Source organism: Planococcus glaciei (assembly GCF_900099655.1).
GTDB lineage: Bacteria > Bacillota > Bacilli > Bacillales_A > Planococcaceae > Planococcus > Planococcus glaciei.
In genome coordinates this window covers 259,417-279,641 of sequence record NZ_FNDC01000001.1, presented here as the reverse complement: position 1 = coordinate 279,641, position 20,225 = coordinate 259,417, and the positions used below count along the sequence as shown (strand labels likewise).

Sequence of the window (20,225 nt, the reverse complement as noted above, 5' to 3'; positions counted from 1 at the left end):
CCTCCTTGTTACTTGTTTTTCTCGATTAAGTTCTCGACATCGGCCTGCGATTTCGCCAGCGCTTCTTTCGCTGTCATCGAACCGAGCAGGAATTCATCGATGTTCGGATTAATCAGGCTGGTGAAATCTGGAGCGATGACCGGAACCGGAGTCAGTAAAGTATGCTCCATATTTTCAACGGCTTTTTCATAAACCATCGTGCCGTCTTCTGTAAATTCGTCCGATTTTGCTGCCGCTTCGGCCGCTTCGATATTGGCAACATTGTCAAAGTTTTTCACTGCCCAGTATTCTTGCGCTTCCACATCCGTCAAATATTTGATAAATTCCCAAGCTGCCTCGGAATTCTTTGATCCTTCCGGAATTTCAGCGACGAAACCGCCGCCCCAGCTGGTGTTACCATTGCCTTCTTCGTATTCTGGAAGTTCAATAACGCCGAAATTCAAATCAGGTGCATAGTCGCGGATCTGTGTATAGAAGGTCGGCGCCTGTGCAATCATCGCCAAGTCTCCCGTGAAGAATGGATGTCCTTGCTGGCTGTCGATCTGGGCCTGGTAGGAATTGACGACATCTTCGCCGTATTTGTCTTTCCAGGATTTAAGCCAGTTCAGCACTTCTTCGTTTTTAGCTGTATCCACTTCGAAATTGTCTTGATCGTCAAAATAGCTTTGCCCGTTGGCATTCAAAAGCCATACGTCATACCCGATGCCCCATAACGGATAAAATCCGACCCGATCATAGTTGCTGCCTGCTTTTTTGTCGAGTTTTGCTGCATATTCTTCCAGCTCTGCCCAGGTAGTCGGCGGTTTTTCAGGATCCAGCCCCGCTTCTTTAAAGGCGTCTTTGTTATAGAAAAGTACACGTGTATCGGTATTGAAAGGAATGCCGTATGAATCGCCTTCATAAAGAGTCGCGTCCCACAGTTCCGGATAGAAGCGCTTGGAAATATCGTCTTCTTCCAAAAACTTCGACAAATTCATTGCCTGTTTTTTCTGGCCGCGGAGCGCAGTGGCGTTAATGTCGTTGATGACGACATCAGGAGGATCGCCTGCAGCAATGGCTGCCAGTTCCTTGGTCCAGATATCGCCGAATGGCAGATAGGTGTGTTTTACTTCAATCTCGTCCTGTGATTCGTTAAAGTCCGTGATGATTTGTTCAATGATCGGACGGCGGATTTCAGATCCCCAGAACGTCCAAAAATCGACGACAGTTTTGCCGTCTTCATTGACTGCTGCTTCGTCGCCGCCGCTGTTGTTCGTCTGAAAACCTGAACAGCCGCTGAGAATCAAAGCCAAGCCGGCAATCAAAATAATAAAAACCTTTAGTTTGTTCATCCTGTTCCACTCCTTTTGGTGTAGTTTGAAAATAAGTACAAATAATATCTTCGACAGTCGAAGTAAGGGATAAATTCTGCCTGTTTTTCAGCGAAAAAATGCCTCTTTTTCTATTAGAAAAAGAACCACAAAATCTTCCATCTTCTCATGTCTAGTAGAAGTATATAACAACTTCATCTTCTTTTCAAAGAGTAATCTAAATATACAGATAATAGGACTAAGTGCCGAGTTTAAAGGATTTTGCAATCGGGTATAGACAGTTTTTTTCCAATATTGTGATTTGTAATATACAGAAAACTGTTTATAATTAAGGTAAAAAAGAATGGGAGTGGCATAATGGCAGAGATTCTGATCAACAATTTAGGGAAGACATATGATAATGGTGCGACTGCCGTAACCAATTTTAATCTTCATATTAAAAACGAAGAATTTATTGTCTTTGTCGGCCCCTCAGGCTGCGGGAAATCCACAACTTTGCGCATGATTGCCGGCTTGGAAGAAATAACAGAAGGCGAGTTTTTCATCGACGGCAAACGGATGAATGACGTTCAGCCGAAAGAGCGCGACATCGCGATGGTGTTCCAGAACTATGCGCTTTATCCGCACATGACCGTCTATGAAAATATGGCGTTCGGATTAAAGCTCCGCAAATTCAAAAAAGAGGAAATCAAAAGACGGGTAAATGAAGCCGCCGCCATTCTCGGCCTGGAAGAATACCTAGACCGGAAACCGAAAGCTCTTTCCGGCGGGCAGCGCCAGCGTGTAGCTTTGGGACGTGCGATTGTGCGCGACGCCAAAGTGTTCCTGATGGATGAGCCGTTGTCCAACCTGGATGCCAAGCTCCGCGTTCAAATGCGTGCTGAAATTGCCAAGCTCCACAACCGCCTGAAAACCACCACCATATACGTAACGCACGACCAGACCGAAGCGATGACGATGGCGACGCGCATTGTCATCATGAAGAGCGGCTTGATCCAGCAGGTCGGCAGTCCGAAAGAAGTATATGATTTTCCGGCCAACCGTTTTGTCGGCGGCTTTATCGGCTCGCCGGCCATGAACTTCTTTGACGGGAAATTAGAAGGCGGTGCATTTGTCATGGGCGACCGCGTTATCGATATTCCTGCAGAGACGCTGAGCGTACTGAAGAATCAAGGCTATGACGGGTCGCCGATTTCGCTTGGCATCCGGCCGGAACATATCCACGTAAACAACGAAGATTTAACTGGCATTCCGCACAGCGATATTGACGCGGTGATTACGGTATCTGAACTGACCGGCGCTGAAACGATTATTTATGCCGTTTACGGCGAACAGGAATTCATCGCCCGCGTCGATGCCGACAACCGCATCGAGCCGGGGCAGACCGCGCGTCTTGCCTTCGATATGTCGCGCGTCCATTTCTTTGATCCGGTCAGCGGAGAGCGCATCAAGCCTGAAAAATCAGAAAAGCCTGTTGTAGTTTCGTAAATTTGTGTTAAAGTGATTTTGACAACCGAATAATCAACACCACTAGGGGAGCCGGATATCGGCTGAGACGGGCATAAGCCCGGACCCTTTGAACCTGATCTGGATCATACCAGCGGAGGGAAGTGGCGAACGCATGCCTTCTTTCATTCGACTGCATACGCCGCTTTCCTTTACTGGAGAGCGGCGTTTTTTTATTTGGCAAAACGGCAGATGTGCCTGAAAGAACAAGATGAGCCAGGTGCTGAAGCCGAAAATCAAAGGAGATGGAGAAATGGCATTTTGTAAAGAAGTTCGTATTGAGTGCAGCGCGTTGTGGCAGGCAAGTTTTGATCATCCGTTTGTGAAAGGCATCGCGGACGGCACGCTGCCGCTGGATGTATTTCGGCATTACGTCATGCAGGACACCTATTATTTAAGCCACTTTGCAAAAATCCAGGCCATCGGGGCAGTCAAAGCAACCGATCTGGAGACGACAAAGCGCTTTGCTTTTCATTCTGAGCACACGTGCGCCGCTGAACTGGCTTTGCACGAGTCGTTTATGGAACTGCTTGGCGTTACGGAGGAGGATTGGGAAGCTTTTAAACCGTCGCCGAGTGCGTATGCCTACGTTTCCCATATGTACCGGTCGGTGGAAGGCGATTTGGCCGATGTGCTCGCTTCCATTTTGCCTTGCTACTGGCTTTACCACGAAATTGGCGAACGGCTGAAAAACGCCAAACCCGACCATCCGATTTACGACCGCTGGATCGGCACTTACGGTTCCGCGGAGTTCGGCGAGTTGGTCAAAGAACAGATGGACCGGATGGATAGACTGGCATCCGGCCTGCCGGAAAAACGCCGGACAGAACTGAAAGACCGGTTCCGGCGCAGCAGCTATTACGAATGGAATTTCTGGGAGCAGGCATGGCGGAAAGAATCCTGGACAGTGAACACGTATAGCCAGGCAGGTGTCTAAGATGCTGGAAAAAGTGCGGAAAGAAAATCCGATTGTCCATTGCATCACCAATCACGTCGTCTCGAATTTCCAGGCAAACGGGCTGCTGGCGCTCGGTGCCTCGCCCATTATGGGGGAAGCGCCGGAAGAAGCGGCTGAACTGGCCGCTTTGGCGGATGCGGTGTCGCTGAATATCGGGACCTTGAACAGCCAAAGTTTAAGCAGCATGCTGCTTGCCGGGAAAACAGCGAACGCGCTTGGGACGCCGGTCGTGCTCGACCCGGTTGGAGCGGGAGCGACGGAATTCCGGAAAAACGCGGTCAATAAAATTCTGGAGGAAGTGAACGTCTCTGTTATCCGCTGCAACGCCGGCGAACTGGCAGCCATTGCCGGCGCCGACTGGCAGGCAAAAGGCGTCGATGCCGGTGAAGGGGATGCAGATATTGGAGAGCTGGCCCGAACAGCAGCCAAGCGCCTGGGGCTGATTGTTGCCGTATCCGGTGCAACGGATTTTGTCACGGACGGTGAACGGCTAGCCGAAATTCGATACGGCCATGAAATGATGTCTTCTATTACAGGAACCGGCTGCCTGCTCAGCGGTGTAGTGGCAGCGTTCCTGGCAGTGCATCCCCAAGCACATTTCGAAGCAACAGCCGCTGCCATGCGCTATTACGCCATCGCAGGAGAACGCGCGAGCCGGCAGGCAGAACTTCCAGGTGCATTTCAAAGCGCCTTTTTAGATCATTTAGCAGCTATAGGCGAAGGGGAACTGAATAAATTTATGCATGAAAAGGAAGGGGCGCTAAAGCGATGATGCTACAAACATTGACCATTGCCGGATCCGATTCAGGAGGAGGGGCAGGCATCCAGGCGGACATTAAGACGTTTCAGGAACTGGGGGTTTATTCTACATCGGTCATTACAGCCGTGACTGCGCAGAACACACTGGGCGTTACGGGCATTTATCCAGTGCCGGTATATGGAGTGAGGGAACAGCTGCGGGCCGTCGGAGAGGATTTTCAAATTGCGGCATTGAAAACCGGCATGCTGTTTGATGCGGAAACCATTAAAGAGGCCGCTTCCGCCATCCGGCAATATGGCTGGCAGAACCTTGTAGTGGATCCGGTCATGATTGCCAAAGGCGGTGCAAGCCTCCTGCAGCAGGAAGCAGTGGAGGCTTTGAAGCAGCATTTGCTGCCGCTTGCCTTAGTGGTGACGCCGAATCTTCCGGAAGCGGAAGTGATCAGCGGTGTTTCCATCTCTGACGAAACGTCAAGGAAGCGGGCAGCCGAAAAGATTTTGTTGTTGGGCGCGGCATCGGTTGTCATTAAAGGCGGCCATGCAGCAAATCCGCAAATTGCAGAAGACTATTACCTCACGCGGGACGGAAAAGAGCGGCTGTTTCGTTCGCCGCGCATCAACACCAGCCAGACTCATGGAACCGGCTGCACGTTTGCTGCTGCGCTGACGGCGGAACTGGCTAAGGGTCAGCCAGTGGAAATCGCCATTTGCACGGCGAAGCAGTTTATCCAGGCAGCCCTCAGCGAAGAATTGCATATCGGCGCCGGACATGGGCCGACCAATCATGCAGCCTACCAGGCATATGTACGTAGAAATGGAGGCGCCAGACATGTCCAAGTTATTCAGTAAGCCGGTAATTTATTTTATAATGGGCAGCCAGAATGCAGCGGGGCGGGATCCGCTGGAAGTTCTGGAATCCGCTTTGATTGGAGGCATCAGCTGTTTCCAATTAAGGGAAAAAGGAGCGGGTGCCTTAACTGGAGAGTTGCTGCTGGATTTTGCGGCAGAATGCCAACGGCTGTGCCGCGCATACAACGTGCCGTTTATCGTCAACGACGATGTGGAGCTTGCACGTACACTTGATGCTGACGGCATCCACATTGGACAGGAAGACATGGAAGCAAACGCAGCAAGGCGCTTAGTAGGCCCCGACAAGATTTTGGGCGTCTCCGTGCATTCGTTGGAAGAAGCGGGAAAAGCCCTGCTTAGCGGGGCAGACTATGTCGGCATGGGTCCGGTTTTTGGCACACAATCCAAAGCGGATGCAAAAAGTCCGGCGGGCATTTCCGGGATCATGGCTGTAAAAAGCCGCTATCCCGGACTCCCGGTGATAGGCATCGGCGGCATCACACCGGACAATGCGGGGCAGGTCTGGTCTGCAGGAGCGGACGGAGTGGCCGTGATTTCAGCTATTGCCCATGCGAAAAATATTCCCCTTCAAATCAGGCGATTTAACGAATCAATAAAGGCAGGTGCTGAAAAATGACCACCAGAAAAATGGTACTGATTGCCATGTTCGTAGCGATCAGTGTCGCCGGGTCAGCGTTTGTCTCTTTTCCGGCAGGCATCGCACGCGCCTATCCGATTCAGCACGCGATGAATGTCATCGCAGCGGTCCTCCTGGGGCCGGGACCGGCACTGCTGATTGCCTTTTTGACGGCAATTGTCCGGGTGCTGACAGGAACCGGTTCGCTTCTCGCTTTTCCGGGAGGGATGATCGGCGCGCTCATTACCGGGGTGATGTATGCCAAATTCGGCAAAGTGTGGTTTGCAGCTGCGGGTGAAGTGGTGGGGACGGGAATCATCGCATCGCTTGTCGCCGTTCCTTATGCCCGCTTTTTAATGGGCACAGACCTCGCCGCTTTCTTTTTCCTGCCGCCTTTTTTCATTTCCAGCCTGTCAGGGGCTGTACTTGGAGCGGTCGTCGTACAGAAGCTTTTGCGCAACCATTCTAAATTACAGTTAAATTAAAAATATTTCATTCTCCGCAATGTGTTTAGTTGTAAGGAATTAGGGGGAAATACAGGGATAAACACATTTCAAAAAGGAGTGGACAAGATTATGGTGAAAATTGCAGTAGAAGAACCATTTACATCTGTAAAAGAAGCATTGCAAAAAAGAGGCTACGAAGCTGAAATGTTGGGTGATAAAACAGAAGCGATGGATTATGACTGTGTAGTCGTCAGAGACAAAGAGGACTTAACGGATTTTCACATGAATGTTCCTCTTGTTGAAGCAAAAGGCCGCACGTTGGAAGAAATCGTCGATGAAGTGGAAGAACGCCTTGTCCGCATCGGCAAAATCCCGGCACCGCCTTCAAGCGGCGGAATCACCGGCAGTTCATTCCTTAAAGGTGCAGCAACTGGAGCCATTGTCGGCGCAGCAGCCGGTCTCTTATTGACTCCGAAGAGCGGCAAAGAAATGCAGGCGGTTGTAAAAGAAAAAACTTCCGACACGAAAGAAAAGCTTGGCGGCGTTACGGAAAAAGCCAAAGGCACTGTCGGCCAAGTGAAAGAAAAGACAAGCGGCGTTACCGAGAAAGCGAAAGGCACGCTGGGGCAAGCTAAAGAAAAAACAAGCGGTGTCACAAGCACCGTCAAAGAAAAAGTTAAAGGCCCAGTGGACAATTTGAAAGCGAAACGCCAGGAAATGCAGGAAACAAAAGAACTGAAAAAGCAGGAAAAAGTCGTCAAACAAGAAGCGAAAGCTGAAGAAAAGGCGCAAAAAGAGCACGAAAAAGCTGAAAAGCAAGCTGAAAAAGAAATCAAAAAAGCGGAAAAAGAATCTTCTAAAGAAAAAGGCTCGATTGAAGTAGTAGAGCTTGGCGATGCAGATGTAACAACAAATGCATCAGGCGGCGCTACAATCGTTTCCACTGAAGCAAATAAAAACAACAAAAAATAAGCGTTGAAAAACCCGGCAGCCGCTGAAATGGCTGCTGGGTTTTTTATGTTTTCATTTACGAGCGTCTGCAGGTGTGTTACGAGCAACTTTGAGTCATATATGAGCAACTACGGTGCATATACGAGCAACTCGTCTCCAAAACGTATTTTGCACCCTTAAAAGTCCCCTTTTTCTTCAAGTCCATATCACGCAAAAGCCGTTTAGCCAAATGGCGGTCCTCAATCTGCAGCACTTCCCGGCACATCCGGTTCGTGATCGGCCCGCCGGTCAGCCGGTGCCAGTCTTGAATGGCCTGGACATGCGCATGTTTATCGGATTCCCCGCAGAATGGACACAGCCAGGTGCCGTAAGTCCGCTTCATGCCGATCCGCCCGCATGCCACGCACCATACGCCGCGGATCATCGCCTGCAGCGGGTAGGCCGGATTGCTGCAGATCGGTTTGGGTACATAATCCGAATGCGCAGCCAGAATTTTATTCGCCAGCTTGGCCATTTCACTAAGATCCGTAACTGCTGATTCACTGCGGAGTTTGTTGAGGAACATCGGCAACTGGTGGGAAAACAGAATGGTGTGGGTGTCAGGGACGTTTTCGGGTATTTGTTTCGGATAGGAAAGGACCAGCACAGAGCGGATCGGCAAAGAGACACCGGAAGCTCGGAGCCATTCATCCAACAGCCATTCGTTGGTGTCGATCTGCTCGATGGGGCTTTTGCGGCCAATGATGCTGCCGTCATCTTTGGTCTGGATAAGCTGCAGGGGAGATTGCTGGAAGCGGAGGCGGCCGCTCATGTTTTTGACTTCGAAGATATAAAGGCACCACGGCGTAATCATCAGCGAATCCAATTGGAAAGCCTGAAAAGACCTCAATGACACATTATGAAGAAAAATATGGGGATAGGGCAACCGGCTGGAAGCCACATAATCATCGAAACGCTGTTCGCCGCCAATCCCGGCGGAATCGTTGTAGTAATCTTCTTTTGCATCCTTGTATAAAGCATGCGTTTTCGGCAGCCGCCGGAGCAGCACCTCGAGCCGCTCCCGTTCGAGCGAAACTCCTCTTGTTTTCAAAATCAAAGCCATCCCTCCATTTTTTAAATAAAACCTTAACATGCAAGAAAGAGAGTGGCTATACTTCTTCCCATAATAAATATTTGGAACCGGAAAAAGGCGCAAAAATGAGAATTGGCAAGTCCCATTAGGAGCTCGGGCGGCTTTATGCCCAACTGCGAATAAGATATGTCCAACTCCATCAAGTTTATGCCCGTCTTTCACCGGGTTACGCCCAACTCATAAAAAAAGCCGACCCGGCAAGCGCCGGATCGGCTTTTCCAACAATCAATCAGGTGCGACTTCATCGACCGGTGCATGCGGAACCGGTTCCGGGACACGCGACAGAATCACGAGGCCGATGACAAATAAGACGACGAGGCTGAAGACGCCCATGCTGGAATTCCCGGTAATCTGCGAAGTGACAGCTACCAGAAGCGGTCCCAGAATTGCGGCAAATTTGCCGAAGATATTGTAGAAACCGAAAAATTCATTGGAGTTTTCTTTGGGTACAAGTTTCCCGAAATACGAGCGGCTAAGTGCCTGGATGCCGCCTTGGCTGGTGGCGACAAGCATTGCCAGAATCCAGAAATCGGTGATCGTTTCCAGGAAAAAGGCATAGATGCAGACGACAATATACACGCATATTCCGACGTACAGCATTTTCTTGCCGGTAAAGCGCTCCGACAGGCGGCCGTACAAAATGGCGAACGGCGCGGCCACTACTTGGGTCACAAACAGGACAATCAGCAGACTGGTCGACGACAGCCCAAGATCCGTCCCGTAAGCGGTGGACATCGAGATGATCGTGCCGACGCCGTCGATATAGAAGAAATAAGCCAGCAAAAACAGGAACAGTGCACGGTATTGGCGGATTTCCCGGATGGTTTTGCTGAGGCGCTTGAAGCTTTGCGCCACCGGATTCGGTTCTTTCTCGATAAAATAGCGCTGACGCACATTGCGGAACAGGGGCAGTGAGAACGCCACCCACCAGATGGCCGTCAGCAGAAATGCGATGCGGCTTGCGTTGATCGTTGAAATCGGGATCACGGCGTTGCTTGCTAAAAGGATCACGGCAATTGACAGGATGAAGGGAATCGTCGATCCGATATAGCCGAGGCCGTAGCCGAATGCGGAGACATTGTTCATCCGTTTTTCCGTGGTGACATCTACGATAAAGGCGTCATAAAACACATTGGCACCCGTCGCGCCAAGCGCGGCAAACGTGTAGCACACGAGCAGCATCAGCCAATTGTCGCTTGGGATGAACGCCAGCATCGCCGTGGAAATGGTGCCGAGCAGGAAAAACGCTGTAAAGAATTTTCGCTTCATGCCTTCGTAATCGGCAAGCGTCCCTAAAATAGGGCCGATCAGCGCTAGGATGAACGTGAAGATGGCAATGGTATAGCCGAGATAAGCGGTGGAATCCGACAGGCTGACGCCTGCCTCAGTGGCCGCATTTTTATAGAACAATGGAAAGACAGCGGTGGTGATAATGATGGAATAAGCGGAACTTCCCCAGTCGTAAAACGCCCAGCTTTTCTCTTCCTTGGTGAATTTTTTCATGTCTCATTCCCCTTAAGTACCAGATAAATCCATTGTACAAGAAGGCAGGCGAAAATGATGCACCATTTATCAAATTCACTGAAATTTTACAAAATTTTATTATGGATGGCAATTAACTGTAACGCCTCTCTTGAGGAAAACGCTTTGTTTGAGAGAGGCTGGATCTTTCGATAAACTGAGAGTATCTGAATGAAAGAAGGTAAGTGTTTTGAAGCTGATTTCGTGGAATGTCAACGGCTTGCGGGCTGTGATGAAAAAAGGGTTTATGGATTTTTTTGAGGCTGTGGACGCCGATGTGTTCTGCCTGCAGGAAATAAAGCTGCAGGAAGGCCAGATTGACATGGATCTTCCGGGATACCATACATATTGGAATTACGCACAGAAAAAAGGCTATTCGGGCACTGCTGTCTTTACGAAGAAAAAGCCGCTGGCTGTCTATTACGGCCTTGGAATCGAAGAGCATGATACAGAAGGGCGCATCATCACGCTTGAATACGACACGCATTTCGTGGTGACTGTCTACACGCCGAATTCCCAGCACGGCTTGCTGCGGCTTGATTACCGCCTGGAATGGGAAGACGCCATTCTTTCCTATATAAAAGAACTCGACCGGAAAAAGCCGGTAATTCTGTGCGGCGACTTGAATGTGGCCCATCAGGAAATCGACTTGAAAAATCCGCGGGCCAACTTGAAAAATTCCGGCTTCACTCCGCAAGAAAGAGGCAAACTGACAAATTTCCTCGACAGCGGATTTGTCGACACGTTCCGCTATTTTTATCCGGAACAGGCCGGCAGCTATTCCTGGTGGTCGTACCGCTCGAATTGCCGCGAAAAGAACGTCGGATGGCGAATTGATTATTTCATCGCTTCTGAAGGCCTGGCTCCCATGCTTAAAGGTGCGAAAATTCATCGGGACGTCTGGGGATCGGACCATTGCCCGGTTGAACTGACCGTTGCCTTATAAAACCATCCCTTACATAACGTGAGGGATGGTTTTCATTTAAACGGCCCGGACTTCGAGCCGGGTAACGCCTTTTCCTTTGTTTTTAGTTTTCTCGAGCACAAACGATCCGACTTCACCGGTCGCTTTCACATGGGTGCCGCCGCAGGCTTGTTCGTCGATGTCGCCGATTTTGACGAGCCGGATGTCTCGGACCGCTTCCGGGATCAAGTTGACGATGGTTTTGATCATGCCCGAAATGTTTTCTGCTTCTTCCCGCGGCAACGTCCGGATGGTGACAGGATGGTTGCGCGCCAGTTCCTCATTAGCTTTTGCAATAAGTGCATTGATTTCTTCAGGCGTGAGCTCAGTGATGCCGGTCAGGTCGATCCGCGCTTTGTCGGGATAGATCTGGTTGCCGGTGCACAGCGACTCGTGCTCCTGGTGGAACACGGCAGAAATGACATGAAGCAGCGTATGGTGCTTCATCAACGGGTATCTCCGTTCCCAGTCCACTTGAGCAGTCACCGGTCCAACTTTCAGTTTTTCAGGGGCGCTGACGGTGTGGATGATGTCGCCGTTTTCTTTTTTCACGTTCGTTACCGCCACTTCCTGGCCGTCCTGGATCAGCAGGCCGGTATCGGTTTCCTGTCCGCCGCTGGCCGGGTAGAAGACTGTCTGGTCAAGGATGACTCTATCTCCGTCTATCTCCGTTATTTCTGCTTTGCAGGCCTTTAAATAGCTGTCTTCCAAAAATAATTCTTTTGCCATGCCATCCACCCTTTGTTTAAGAATTAAAGCGAATAAAGCCATTCCAGCATACCAGATTATCAGTTGATTGAAAATTCAATTTAGTTAAAAGGGCAAAAAATACGTGGAGCTGCCATCGGAAAGGCAGTTCCACGTATCGCTTGATGCTTCTTATACGCCTAAAACTCTTTTCGCCAGGCGCTGGCAATTCTGATGGTCAAAATAATCGATGTAGTCAGTGGCTTTCGGGAACCATTCGTTCGTCGTAATGCCTTCTTCGACAATTTTCTTCAGGTAAGCATAAACTTCCTCGATGGTATCGGCTTTGTAGCCGTATAAATCCGTTTCCAGGCTCAAATAAGTGCCGCGCTGGGCCAGGTACTCGTCACGGTCAAACATATTGAAAATGATCGGTTTGTTCAAATACAAAAAGTCCCACGATACGCTTGTGATGTCGGTCAGCAGCATATCATTGTCGACAATCGCCTGTGAAATGGACGGGTTTGTCGACGACAGGAACTCGATGCCGCTTGCCGGGTCTGCCAAGCCGACGAAATGCTTTTTGAACTTCTTCATGAAAGGATGCAGCGTAATCTGCATTTTCAAGCCGTTCTGCTGAATCAGTTCACGGATGCCGGAATGGCTGATCAACCCGTACGTGTTTCTGAAATAAGCGCTTTGCATAAATTCTTCTTCGCTTAAATCAAACAGCCATTCACGCCAAGTCATCATCATTAGGATGTTTTTCATTTCCTTGGCCGGTTTGATATGGGCGTAGCGGTCAAAACGGGGCAGTCCCGTCACAATCAATTTGTGTGCGGGAATTTTCCATTCGTTCAGCTTTAAATCTTTCTCGTATACAGACGCGCAGTTAAAGTAATTGGTCCGTTTCAAAAGCGGCACATCTTCTTTTTGGATCAGAATTTTTTTGAATCCTTCGATGCCGTGGCTGACGTGGGTAATGATTGTCTTCCGGTTAAGGAATAAAAACTTATCGACGGAAGGGGCGATGTCGTACATCAGCGAATGCCCATGGAACGTGTAATCCGCTTGAAAGAACAGCAGATAGTTCCGGAAGCTTCCAAGCGGCACGGCATTAGGTATTTGTCCATCCGTTGCATAGCTTGTCTTCGGATCATACATCCAGTACGCAGTTACCTGGTCTGCATGGTGATTGTGCAAGTATGTATGGAAAATCGCTGCATTGTCTTCGTATTTTTCGCCAAGATTTCCGCCGACCAAGGCAATTTTCTTCTGTTCGTTCTTTCTTGAAAAGACCGATACCAGAAAAGCGGCCGTTACTTTAATAAATACTTTCAAAGGGTCTAATTTCCCTTTTTCTTTCAGTGTTACACTCATTTCCAGCCCTGCTTTCTCAATAAAATCCTTCTTCAAGTTTTTCACATTTCAGGAGTTTTGTCTATCAAGAAGAAAAACACTGGAATCCGTTCGTTTTTTGCCATGTTCAAATGTTTAATTTTTTCTGGAAATGGGAAGATTATAGGTTGATAGACTATTGTGGAGGAGGATTTTCATGACTGAAAAAAATGAAGACTTCAAGAACAAAATGGGCACAGGCGAAAGCGAAGAAACCTTAACGACCCGCCAAGGGCATCCAGTCAAAGACAACCAGAATATACGGACGGTCGGAAATCGCGGGCCAGCCACTTTGGAAAACTACCATTTTATCGAAAAGATTTCGCATTTTGACCGTGAAGAAATTCCTGAACGAATTGTTCACGCGCGCGGTGCGGGTGCGTTTGGATATTTTGAAACATACGGCAAAGTCGGCGATGAGCCGGTAGAAAAATTCACACGTGCGAAAGTATTCTCGGGCGCCGGCAAACAGACGCCGCTTATGGTTCGCTTTTCAACCGTAGCAGGGTCACGGCATTCTTCTGAAACGGCTCGCGATCCGCGTGGGTTTGCAGTGAAAATGTACACGGAAGACGGCAACTGGGATTTGGTCGGCAACAACTTAAAAATATTCTTTATCCGCGATGCCATGAAGTTCCCGGATATGATCCACGCCTTTAAAAACGATCCGGTTTCAAACGTGCCGAATCCTGAGCGCATGTTTGACTTTGTAGCCCGCTCTCCGGAAGCAACGCATATGATTACGTTCCTGTTCTCGCCATGGGGCATCCCGGCAACTTACCGCCATATGCAGGGATCCGGCGTAAACACGTACAAATGGGTCAACGACAAAGGCGAAGCAGTTCTTGTCAAATACCATTGGGAGCCAAAACAGGGCATCCGCAATTTGACGCAGGCGGAAGCCAATGAAATCCAGGCGGAAAACACCGGACACGCCACGCAGGACTTGTTTGAATCGATTGAACGCGGCGATTACCCGGAATGGGAATTGTTCGTTCAGATCATGAGCGATGATGAGCATGCGGAACTTGATTTCGATCCATTGGATGACACCAAATTATGGCCGCAGGATCAATTCCCGTTCCTTCCTGTCGGTAAAATGGTCTTGAACCGCAATCCGGAAAACTACCATGCTGAAATCGAGCAGGCTGCATTCGGTACGGGGGTACTTGTAGACGGACTTGACTTCTCGGATGACAAAATGCTGCAAGGGCGTACGTTCTCGTATTCCGATACGCAGCGCTACCGGGTAGGGGCGAACTATCTGCAACTGCCAGTCAACGCACCGAAAAAACGTGTCGCAACGAACCAGTACGGCGGCATGATGGACCGTCCGTCAGAACATGTGCCGAATCCGCACATCAACTACGAGCCATCCGTTCTCGGCGGCGTGAAAGAAGCGGAAAAAGTGGCACCGCCTCATGAACCGGCTTATAACGACAAAGTGGTCAGCCAGCCGATTGACCGTACGAACAATTACGGACAGGCTGGGGAAACATACCGCAGCTTTGAAGATTGGGAACGTGAAGAATTGATCAACAACCTGGGCGATGCATTATCGGTATGCGATCCACGAATCCAGGAAGAAATGATTCACCACTTCACGCAGGCGGATGAAGACTACGGCCGCCGTGTCCGTGAAAACATGGAACAGAAGATCAAAGCGAATGAAGAAATGAAAGCTGGAGAGCCTAAAGTTTACGGCAAGCCGGCAGCCAACAAAGTAGCACAAGGCGCAGCTGCAAAAGGGCACGAAGCAGAACCATATTAAGAAATAGCAAAACCCGGCAAGCCGCGACAGCGGTTTACCGGGTTTTAAGTCTTTACAGCAAAAAAGCTGTTCTTTTTAAGAAACTATTTCCCGGGAAATGAAAGAACGCTGAAACCTTTTACGGTTCCAGCGTTCTTTCATTTATGGTACCGGTCGAGAGAAGAGTGGTTAACGCCAAAAACTTTTTCCACATCAATCAAAAATGCAATGCCTCTCCCGGGAGCATAGAGGTCGATGGCATTCTGGATGCTTTCCACAATCGCCCCGGTATAGCTTTCGGGTACGAGCGTGAGGACCACATCTTTTTCCGGTTCTATCGTAAAGTTGAGAAATTTGCGCTGTTCATTGACGCCGGTTCCTCTCCCGCTGAGGATGGTTCCGCCTTCTGCACCGGCTTTTGCAGCAGCAGCCACCACTTTTTCCGAATCCCCGCTGTTTACAATGGTTACAATCAGTTGAAAGTGTTCAGGAGACGACTCCATCGCTTGTCCACCTTTCTTGGCTCTAACATGGTTCACGCGGTTTGAGAGATGCCGGACACCCAGCAATTTATTCAAATGCAAAGTGAAACCGAGGCCATAACCTGGAATGCCGAGCTTTCCTACACGGGAAACCGCTTCGGCGACGGCGTCTTCGAGGCTGCCGTCAATGGCGATGAAGACGATGTCTTTTTCATGGGTTGCCGGCAGGCCGAAAAAAGTCGGCTTCTCGTTGCGGCCAATCCCTTCTCCGTAAAGAATGGTGGCTCCGTCCGCGCCTGCCTCCTTGGCGGCGGCAATGACCGGGCGGGAATGGCCCCGTTTAACTATGGCAATCATCAGTCTATGATTCAGATTCATCGTTTTCAGCCCCACCTTTTCTTGTGAAAATCAGTCCCAATATCAGCACTGCCAGGATTGGCGTAAGGGCGACGAGAGCGATCAGGCCGAATCCATCCACTAAAGGATCTCTCCCCTCGGTAACCGAAGCCACGCCAACCGCCATAGCCGAAATGAAAGTTACCGTCATCGGGCCCGTGGAGACGCCTCCCGAATCGAACGCAATGGCAATAAAGATAGCCTGTGAAAAAAACACGAGCACAAATGCGAGCAAGTATCCCGGAATAATGAAGTACCAGAGCGGGATTCCAAAAAGGATGCGCACCATCGACAAGGCGACGGAAATGCCCACTCCAGTTGAAACGGTATACAGCATCAATTTTGCGGAAATATAGCCGCCGGTCACGCGATCGACTTCATCAATCATGATGCTGACGGCCGGTTCTGCAAACGTGGCGACAAACCCGAGAACAAAGCCGATCGGGATGATGATCCATGGATAAGGCATTTCACCGAGCGATTCACCCATCATTTGGCCGATCGGAAAAAATCCGACATGGACGCCTTGCAGAAAAAAAGAGAGTCCAAAAAATGTCAGAATAAATCCGAGTAGTATTTGAAATACCCGTTGCCTGGGCAATTTAAGCATGAAAACCTGGAATAGAGCAAAGAAGATAAAGAGGGGAACGAGTGCCATACCGACTTCCGTGAGGATATCCAAAAAGCCGTCGAACACATGAAGCTTCATTGGAAAAGCACCCCCAGAAGCATGATTGCCAAAATAGGGCCGATGGAAGCAAGGCCAATCAATCCAAAGCCTTCACTGGAAGATGCAGATGGAGTGCGCAGAACGGAAGCGACACCGACGCCAAGGGCCAATATGAAAGGCACTGCCATCGGTCCAGTCGTTACACCGCCGGCATCAAATGAAATGGAGACAAAAGTATCAGGGACAAACATGGACAAAGCGAAGACCAATACATAGCCGCCAATCAGCATGTAATGGATGGGGATGCTGAAAATCGTGCGGACCATAGCGGCAGCTACAAAAATAGCCAAACCGAGTGCCACTGCCATCACCAGGATGCCTGAACTGATTTCGCCCGCGGATACTTGGTCGATTTGTTTGGCGAGAACCCGGACATCCGGTTCTGCGATGGTGACTGCCAGCCCGAGAAGAAAGCCGGTGCCGATGATCAGCCAGGATTTTTTGGTTTTGGGAAGCTTTTTGCCGATCAGCTCGCCCACCGGCAACAGCCCGGCGGTCACTCCGAGAAGAAACAGGAAAAACCCGATGCTGACAAAGACGACGCCGACTAAAAATTGAAGCAGAGCTTCGAGAGGAAGGCGCATCAAGGCAACCTGCAAAATAATAACGACAATGGTCACGGGCAAGATAGCAGCGGCAACTTCCTTGAACGTATCTTTGACGTTTTCCATCTACAACTCCTCCACTGCGTTTTTTCCTGTTATTCCCTTAGCATTTTTAACATAAACGTGACATAGCAAAAAACAGGCCGGAAATGATTCCGGCCTGTTTTTATTCCTCTGTATCTTTTTTATGGATGACGTCTTTTAAGGCATCTTCGGTGGAAATATCAGCAAGTTTGACGTTCGACCGGTAAGCGGCCCGCGTAATCAAATGGCCTGAAACCGGTGCAGTCAGAAACACGAAAGTGATTCCGAGGAAGAGGCGGACGCTGATGAAGTTCTCTGTCGCCCAAAAATAGATAAATGTGCCGCTGAGCGACAACAGAACCGCAAGCGTCGAACTTTTCGTTGCTGCATGTGAGCGCGTATAGACATCAGGCAGGCGCAGTATGCCGAAAGCGCTGATCACGGCCATAATGGAGCCGAGGAGAATCAGGATAACGCCGGCCCATTCAATAATTTCTCTTATGCTCAACGATATCCCCCCTCTCCACAAAGCGGGCAAAGGCGATGGTGCTGATGAAGGCGAGAATGCCGACAATGAGGATAACTTCCAAGTATGCATGGGTGTTCAATGCCACTGAAAATACCGCCACTCCCGAAATGAGATTTACGCCGATCATATCCAGTGCTACCACACGGTCCGGCATCGACGGGCCCCAGATAATGCGGTAAAGCGCCAGAAGAATGGCCAGGCAGAATAAGGATAGGGCAATCGTTAAAATCGTATCAATCATCCTCGTGTCACCTCCATGATGGCTTTCTCGAATGTCTTGATGGAACGCAGTACCGTGTCTCTCGATTCTTCGACATCCATGGCATGAATGTAAAAGACTTTCCCGTCCGGGGAAACTTCCATGACGACAGACCCTGGAGTCAGCGTCAATAAAAGCGCAAGCGTCGTTAATTCATAAGCGCCTTCCATGCTGTGTTCGTAAGTGAAAATTCCCGGTTTAATATTGAGTTTAGGGCTCAGTATCTGTTTTATGATCAGTAAACTGGATTGGGCCAGTTCTGAAATGAAAATAAATAATAAACGAATGGTGGAGTAAACTCTCAGCAAGTAAAATTTGGCGCCGAAAAAGCGGTGCATCATGAACAGGATGCCGATGCCGATCAAGTAGCCGCCAATAAAAGTCGACAAGTAAAAGGCATCTTCATCCATCAGCAAGGTCCAAAGGAGGGCAATCATGATATTGATCAGAAGTTGTGCAGGCATCAGCAAACAGTCCTTTCTCCACTGCGGATTAGTAGCAGAATATCAAGCGTCATGGACGGGCACCTTCCAGCACCGCATCCACGTAAATGTCCGGATTCAGCAACGTTTCTGCTGCGTCTGTAACATAAGCAGACAACCCTTCCGTTCCAAGCCCGATTCCGAATGTCAGAAGAACAAGCACTAAACAAGGAACGAGAAAGCGGCTGTTTAAAGGCACCTGATCTTCTTTGCCGACAATGGTTTCTCCCCAAAAACTGTTTTTGAAAATGCGGAGCAGCGAATACAGCACAAACAAACTGGAGAGGAGCGATAAGGCCAATAAGATATAGGCGCCGCTTTCAATCGCGCCTTCGGAAACGAGGACTTTTCCGATAAACCCGCTGAGCGGCGGAACGCCGGCAAGCGACAGCATCGTGATAAAGAAAGACCAGCCGAGCAGCGGGTAGTTTTTCATCAAACCGCTCATCTGATGAAGCTGGGCAGTGCCGGTAAGTGCAATGACGGTGCCGACAAGCAAGAAGAGAAGCGCTTTTACAACCATGTCATGGATTAAATAATAGATGGCGCCTTCTATTGCATTCGGTGTGGAAATGGCAAGGCCGACCAGGATAAATCCGACAGCGATGACCACATTGTAAGCGGCGATTTTTCGGATATCGTTATAAGCGATGGCCCCGATGCTGCCGCCGATCAGCGTTAAGCCGGCCATAACTCCGATGATGGCATGGGTGATTTCAGGCTGCTGGTTAAAGATCAGCGAAAATACCCGGAACAGAGCGTATATGCCGACTTTTGTCAGCAAAGCGCCGAAAAGGGCGGAAGTCACGACAGGGGGTGTGCTGTAAGAACCCGGAAGCCAGAAGTAAAGAAGAAGTCCGGCTTTGAGGCTGAAGACAATCATGAACACGATGCTGATGGTCGTAAGGAGCGGCCCTTGTCCCGCTTCAGCTACGCGAACCGACAAGTGAGCCATGTTCAATGTTCCGACAGCACCGTAAAGGTACGCCAAGGCGACCAAAAAGAACCAGGAAGAAACGATGTTGATGACTACGTATTTGATGGCTTCGCGAAGCTGCCTTTTGGCGCCGCCCAGTGTCAGCAGCACATAAGAAGACAAGAGCATGACTTCAAAGCAGACAAATAAGTTGAACAAGTCGCCGGTCAAAAAAGAACCGTTTACGCCGGCGATCAAAAACAGGACAGAAGGGTAGTAATACATTGTCTGCAGCAACTTGTTCGTAGAAAACAAGGCATACATCAGGCAGACAAACGTGACGATGCTGGCCGTCAGCACCAGCAGCAGAGAAAACGAATCGGCGACAAACGAGATGCCGAAAGGCGGTGCCCATCCTCCGAAATCGAGCCGCTGGATGCCGTCGCTTTGCACTTTCTCCAGCAGATAATAAGAAATGCCGGCCGTGGCTGCCATTGTGAAAATGCTGAACCACGCCTGTGTCCGGCCGTAAGAACGCAAAAAGATCAGCAAAATTCCGACCATAACGGGAATTAAAACAGGAAGCAATATGATGTTATTCATCGTTCACACCTCTCATTTCATCTAGGTCATCTGTGCCGAGTTCTTGATAAGCACGGTAGGCCAAAACAAGAATGAAAGCTGTAACAGCGAAACTGATGACGATGGCTGTCAAGATCAGTGCCTGCGGCAACGCGTCAACATAACTTTCTGCTTCTTCGCCGAGCAACGGGACAGTGCCTTCTTTTAAGCCGCCCATCGCAAGAATCAGCAAGTGCACTGCATGCGACAAGATGGCGGTACCGAGGATGACGCGGATCAGACTTTTGGATAAGAGCAGGTAGATGGCCACGGCGGTAAGGATGCCGACCAAGAATATAATTATCGTTTCCAT

Annotated in this window: 22 protein-coding genes and 1 riboswitch; of the genes, 9 read left to right on the top strand and 13 right to left on the bottom strand. The window is 49.5% G+C overall.

Annotated features, from left to right (window positions below):
* Positions 1 to 8: 8 nt before the first annotated feature.
* Positions 9 to 1,331: an ABC transporter substrate-binding protein gene (locus BLQ32_RS01410; RefSeq protein ID WP_053165001.1), complete on the bottom strand. Its 1,323-nt coding sequence runs from the start codon at positions 1,329 to 1,331 to the stop codon at positions 9 to 11.
* Between the two features lie 336 nt (positions 1,332 to 1,667).
* On the opposite strand from BLQ32_RS01410, the gene BLQ32_RS01405 reads away from it, so the two are divergent.
* From BLQ32_RS01405 to BLQ32_RS01375, 7 genes are all read left to right on the top strand, one after another.
* Complete coding sequence (locus BLQ32_RS01405) at positions 1,668 to 2,798, top strand: ABC transporter ATP-binding protein (RefSeq protein ID WP_074508806.1); 1,131 nt, start codon at positions 1,668 to 1,670, stop codon at positions 2,796 to 2,798.
* Positions 2,799 to 2,832: 34 nt separating this feature from the next.
* Positions 2,833 to 2,936: riboswitch (TPP riboswitch) on the top strand.
* A 133-nt stretch (positions 2,937 to 3,069) separates the two neighbouring features.
* The gene (tenA, locus tag BLQ32_RS01400) at positions 3,070 to 3,753 is read left to right on the top strand and encodes a thiaminase II (RefSeq protein ID WP_074509091.1); all 684 of its coding nucleotides are present in this window, start codon (positions 3,070 to 3,072) and stop codon (positions 3,751 to 3,753) included.
* Position 3,754: 1 nt separating this feature from the next.
* Positions 3,755 to 4,546, top strand: coding sequence for a hydroxyethylthiazole kinase (gene thiM / locus BLQ32_RS01395; protein ID WP_074508805.1), 792 nt, complete (start codon positions 3,755 to 3,757; stop codon positions 4,544 to 4,546).
* Positions 4,543 to 5,382: a bifunctional hydroxymethylpyrimidine kinase/phosphomethylpyrimidine kinase gene (gene thiD, locus BLQ32_RS01390; protein ID WP_053165004.1), complete on the top strand. Its 840-nt coding sequence runs from the start codon at positions 4,543 to 4,545 to the stop codon at positions 5,380 to 5,382. The genes thiM and thiD overlap by 4 nt, the downstream gene beginning before the upstream one ends.
* Positions 5,363 to 6,019 carry a thiamine phosphate synthase gene (gene thiE / locus BLQ32_RS01385; protein WP_280513345.1) on the top strand — a complete coding sequence of 219 codons (657 nt, stop codon included), beginning with the start codon at positions 5,363 to 5,365 and terminating at the stop codon, positions 6,017 to 6,019. The genes thiD and thiE overlap by 20 nt, the downstream gene beginning before the upstream one ends.
* Positions 6,016 to 6,504, top strand: coding sequence for an energy coupling factor transporter S component ThiW (gene thiW / locus BLQ32_RS01380; RefSeq protein ID WP_036805369.1), 489 nt, complete (start codon positions 6,016 to 6,018; stop codon positions 6,502 to 6,504). Before thiE ends, thiW begins: the two co-directional genes overlap by 4 nt.
* Positions 6,505 to 6,594: 90 nt before the next feature.
* Positions 6,595 to 7,437 carry a YkuS family protein gene (locus tag BLQ32_RS01375; RefSeq protein WP_074508804.1) on the top strand — a complete coding sequence of 281 codons (843 nt, stop codon included), beginning with the start codon at positions 6,595 to 6,597 and terminating at the stop codon, positions 7,435 to 7,437.
* Between the two features lie 76 nt (positions 7,438 to 7,513).
* Here the strand turns inward: BLQ32_RS01375 and BLQ32_RS01370 are convergent, their stop codons facing one another.
* Together BLQ32_RS01370 and BLQ32_RS01365 are read right to left on the bottom strand one after the other, a co-directional pair.
* Entirely contained in the window at positions 7,514 to 8,512 is a 999-nt protein-coding gene (locus BLQ32_RS01370) for a nuclease-related domain-containing protein (protein WP_175557051.1), read from the bottom strand.
* Between the two features lie 261 nt (positions 8,513 to 8,773).
* Positions 8,774 to 10,051: an MFS transporter gene (locus tag BLQ32_RS01365; RefSeq protein ID WP_074508802.1), complete on the bottom strand. Its 1,278-nt coding sequence runs from the start codon at positions 10,049 to 10,051 to the stop codon at positions 8,774 to 8,776.
* Between the two features lie 208 nt (positions 10,052 to 10,259).
* On the opposite strand from BLQ32_RS01365, the gene BLQ32_RS01360 reads away from it, so the two are divergent.
* The gene (locus BLQ32_RS01360; RefSeq protein ID WP_074508801.1) at positions 10,260 to 11,015 is read left to right on the top strand and encodes an exodeoxyribonuclease III; all 756 of its coding nucleotides are present in this window, start codon (positions 10,260 to 10,262) and stop codon (positions 11,013 to 11,015) included.
* Between the two features lie 36 nt (positions 11,016 to 11,051).
* On the opposite strand, the gene BLQ32_RS01355 is transcribed toward BLQ32_RS01360, so the two are convergent.
* Together BLQ32_RS01355 and BLQ32_RS01350 are read right to left on the bottom strand one after the other, a co-directional pair.
* Positions 11,052 to 11,762, bottom strand: a complete 711-nt coding sequence (locus BLQ32_RS01355) for an alanyl-tRNA editing protein (RefSeq protein ID WP_074508800.1) — start codon at positions 11,760 to 11,762, stop codon at positions 11,052 to 11,054.
* A 150-nt stretch (positions 11,763 to 11,912) separates the two neighbouring features.
* A complete protein-coding gene (locus BLQ32_RS01350; protein ID WP_074508799.1) occupies positions 11,913 to 13,100 on the bottom strand; it encodes a CDP-glycerol glycerophosphotransferase family protein in 1,188 nt (395 codons plus the stop codon).
* A gap of 175 nt (positions 13,101 to 13,275) precedes the next feature.
* Here BLQ32_RS01350 and BLQ32_RS01345 point away from each other — a divergent pair, with 175 nt between their 5' ends.
* Positions 13,276 to 14,889 (top strand): catalase, encoded by a 1,614-nt coding sequence (locus BLQ32_RS01345; RefSeq protein WP_074508798.1) that lies wholly within the window; start codon positions 13,276 to 13,278, stop codon positions 14,887 to 14,889.
* 137 nt (positions 14,890 to 15,026) lie between these two features.
* On the opposite strand, the gene BLQ32_RS01340 is transcribed toward BLQ32_RS01345, so the two are convergent.
* The 8 genes from BLQ32_RS01340 to BLQ32_RS01305 all read right to left on the bottom strand — a co-directional run bounded on the left by BLQ32_RS01340 (position 15,027) and on the right by BLQ32_RS01305 (position 20,225).
* The gene (locus tag BLQ32_RS01340; protein ID WP_074508797.1) at positions 15,027 to 15,728 is read right to left on the bottom strand and encodes a P-II family nitrogen regulator; all 702 of its coding nucleotides are present in this window, start codon (positions 15,726 to 15,728) and stop codon (positions 15,027 to 15,029) included.
* On the bottom strand, positions 15,712 to 16,455 hold the full coding sequence (locus BLQ32_RS01335; RefSeq protein ID WP_074508796.1) for a DUF1538 domain-containing protein: 744 nt from the start codon (positions 16,453 to 16,455) through the stop codon (positions 15,712 to 15,714). The genes BLQ32_RS01340 and BLQ32_RS01335 overlap by 17 nt, the downstream gene beginning before the upstream one ends.
* Positions 16,452 to 17,147, bottom strand: a complete 696-nt coding sequence (locus BLQ32_RS01330) for a DUF1538 domain-containing protein (RefSeq protein WP_074508795.1) — start codon at positions 17,145 to 17,147, stop codon at positions 16,452 to 16,454. Before BLQ32_RS01330 ends, BLQ32_RS01335 begins: the two co-directional genes overlap by 4 nt.
* Before the next feature lie 100 nt (positions 17,148 to 17,247).
* Positions 17,248 to 17,613: a Na+/H+ antiporter subunit G gene (locus BLQ32_RS01325; protein WP_074508794.1), complete on the bottom strand. Its 366-nt coding sequence runs from the start codon at positions 17,611 to 17,613 to the stop codon at positions 17,248 to 17,250.
* Positions 17,591 to 17,875, bottom strand: a complete 285-nt coding sequence (locus tag BLQ32_RS01320; protein ID WP_036805308.1) for a Na(+)/H(+) antiporter subunit F1 — start codon at positions 17,873 to 17,875, stop codon at positions 17,591 to 17,593. The genes BLQ32_RS01325 and BLQ32_RS01320 overlap by 23 nt, the downstream gene beginning before the upstream one ends.
* Complete coding sequence (locus tag BLQ32_RS01315; protein WP_036805335.1) at positions 17,872 to 18,357, bottom strand: Na+/H+ antiporter subunit E; 486 nt, start codon at positions 18,355 to 18,357, stop codon at positions 17,872 to 17,874. The genes BLQ32_RS01320 and BLQ32_RS01315 overlap by 4 nt, the downstream gene beginning before the upstream one ends.
* Positions 18,358 to 18,406: 49 nt before the next feature.
* Entirely contained in the window at positions 18,407 to 19,894 is a 1,488-nt protein-coding gene (locus BLQ32_RS01310) for a Na+/H+ antiporter subunit D (protein ID WP_074508793.1), read from the bottom strand.
* Complete coding sequence (locus tag BLQ32_RS01305; RefSeq protein ID WP_036805303.1) at positions 19,887 to 20,225, bottom strand: Na(+)/H(+) antiporter subunit C; 339 nt, start codon at positions 20,223 to 20,225, stop codon at positions 19,887 to 19,889. The genes BLQ32_RS01310 and BLQ32_RS01305 overlap by 8 nt, the downstream gene beginning before the upstream one ends.

Bases quoted from the DNA above. Each gene is read 5' to 3' on its own strand.
- BLQ32_RS01345 (WP_074508798.1), top strand. From the start codon at position 13,276: ATGACTGAAAAAAATGAAGACTTCAAGAACAAAATGGGCACAGGCGAA.
- thiW (WP_036805369.1), top strand. From the start codon at position 6,016: ATGACCACCAGAAAAATGGTACTGATTGCCATGTTCGTAGCGATCAGT.
- thiE (WP_280513345.1), top strand. From the start codon at position 5,363: ATGTCCAAGTTATTCAGTAAGCCGGTAATTTATTTTATAATGGGCAGC.
- thiM (WP_074508805.1), top strand. From the start codon at position 3,755: ATGCTGGAAAAAGTGCGGAAAGAAAATCCGATTGTCCATTGCATCACC.
- BLQ32_RS01350 (WP_074508799.1), bottom strand. From the start codon at position 13,100: ATGAGTGTAACACTGAAAGAAAAAGGGAAATTAGACCCTTTGAAAGTA.
- BLQ32_RS01320 (WP_036805308.1), bottom strand. From the start codon at position 17,875: ATGATTGATACGATTTTAACGATTGCCCTATCCTTATTCTGCCTGGCC.
- BLQ32_RS01310 (WP_074508793.1), bottom strand. From the start codon at position 19,894: ATGAATAACATCATATTGCTTCCTGTTTTAATTCCCGTTATGGTCGGA.
- BLQ32_RS01355 (WP_074508800.1), bottom strand. From the start codon at position 11,762: ATGGCAAAAGAATTATTTTTGGAAGACAGCTATTTAAAGGCCTGCAAA.
- BLQ32_RS01365 (WP_074508802.1), bottom strand. From the start codon at position 10,051: ATGAAAAAATTCACCAAGGAAGAGAAAAGCTGGGCGTTTTACGACTGG.
- BLQ32_RS01315 (WP_036805335.1), bottom strand. From the start codon at position 18,357: ATGCCTGCACAACTTCTGATCAATATCATGATTGCCCTCCTTTGGACC.
- BLQ32_RS01305 (WP_036805303.1), bottom strand. From the start codon at position 20,225: ATGGAAACGATAATTATATTCTTGGTCGGCATCCTTACCGCCGTGGCC.
- BLQ32_RS01330 (WP_074508795.1), bottom strand. From the start codon at position 17,147: ATGGAAAACGTCAAAGATACGTTCAAGGAAGTTGCCGCTGCTATCTTG.
- BLQ32_RS01375 (WP_074508804.1), top strand. From the start codon at position 6,595: ATGGTGAAAATTGCAGTAGAAGAACCATTTACATCTGTAAAAGAAGCA.
- BLQ32_RS01410 (WP_053165001.1), bottom strand. From the start codon at position 1,331: ATGAACAAACTAAAGGTTTTTATTATTTTGATTGCCGGCTTGGCTTTG.
- BLQ32_RS01405 (WP_074508806.1), top strand. From the start codon at position 1,668: ATGGCAGAGATTCTGATCAACAATTTAGGGAAGACATATGATAATGGT.
- thiD (WP_053165004.1), top strand. From the start codon at position 4,543: ATGATGCTACAAACATTGACCATTGCCGGATCCGATTCAGGAGGAGGG.
- BLQ32_RS01335 (WP_074508796.1), bottom strand. From the start codon at position 16,455: ATGAAGCTTCATGTGTTCGACGGCTTTTTGGATATCCTCACGGAAGTC.
- tenA (WP_074509091.1), top strand. From the start codon at position 3,070: ATGGCATTTTGTAAAGAAGTTCGTATTGAGTGCAGCGCGTTGTGGCAG.
- BLQ32_RS01340 (WP_074508797.1), bottom strand. From the start codon at position 15,728: ATGAATCTGAATCATAGACTGATGATTGCCATAGTTAAACGGGGCCAT.